Source organism: Cryobacterium sp. MLB-32 (assembly GCF_000738085.1).
In the GTDB taxonomy this organism is placed as follows: Bacteria; Actinomycetota; Actinomycetes; order Actinomycetales; family Microbacteriaceae; genus Cryobacterium.
This window is the reverse complement of sequence record NZ_JPRS01000483.1, coordinates 1-720: the sequence shown is the minus strand read 5'-3', so window position 1 is coordinate 720 and position 720 is coordinate 1. Positions and strand designations below refer to the sequence as shown.

At 60.1% G+C, this 720-nt stretch carries 1 protein-coding gene; it reads left to right on the top strand.

Features of this window, described 5'->3' with window-relative positions; genetic code table 11:
• On the top strand, positions 1 to 720 hold a 720-nt coding region (gene yidC, locus JF66_RS19520; protein ID WP_035880549.1), incomplete at both ends, for a membrane protein insertase YidC.

Below are 720 nucleotides of genomic sequence, written 5' to 3'. Positions count from 1 at the left end.
CTCACCTGGGTCTTGTCGATTGTCGGGCTCGTCCTGGTGGTGCGTGCGGCGCTGATTCCCATCTTCGTCAAGCAGATCAAGAGCCAGCGCAAGATGCTCGAGGTCGCGCCCCAGCTCAAGAAGATTCAGGACAAGTACAAGGGCAAGAAAGACCAGTTCTCCCGCGAGGCCATGTCCCGCGAGACGATGGCGCTATACAAGCGCACCGGTACAAACCCGCTGAGCTCCTGCCTACCCCTGCTCTTGCAGATGCCGATCTTCTTCGCGCTGTTCTCCGTTCTGAACAACGCGCAACGCTCACTGCCCGGCGTTGGCCCACTCAACACCGAGCTGGCCCACAGCTTCGGCAATGCGACCCTGTTCGGTGACGCGCCGCTGCACAGCTCGTTCGCGTCGCAGTGGACCCCGATGCTCGCCGGCGAGCCCTTCAACGCTTCGGTGATGATCATTGCGGCCACCATGGTTGTCCTGATGACCGCGTCACAGTTCATCACTCAGCTGCAGATTGTCTCCAAGAACATGTCGCCCGAGACCAAGGCGAGCCCTATGTTCAAGCAGCAGCGCATCATGCTCTACCTGTTGCCGCTTGTTTTCGCCTTCTCCGGTGTGGCCTTCCCGCTCGGCGTCATGTTCTACTGGCTCACGTCGAACTTCTGGACGATGATTCAGCAGTTCCTGGTTATTCGGAACATGCCGACGCCCGGCAGCGAGGCCGCCAAG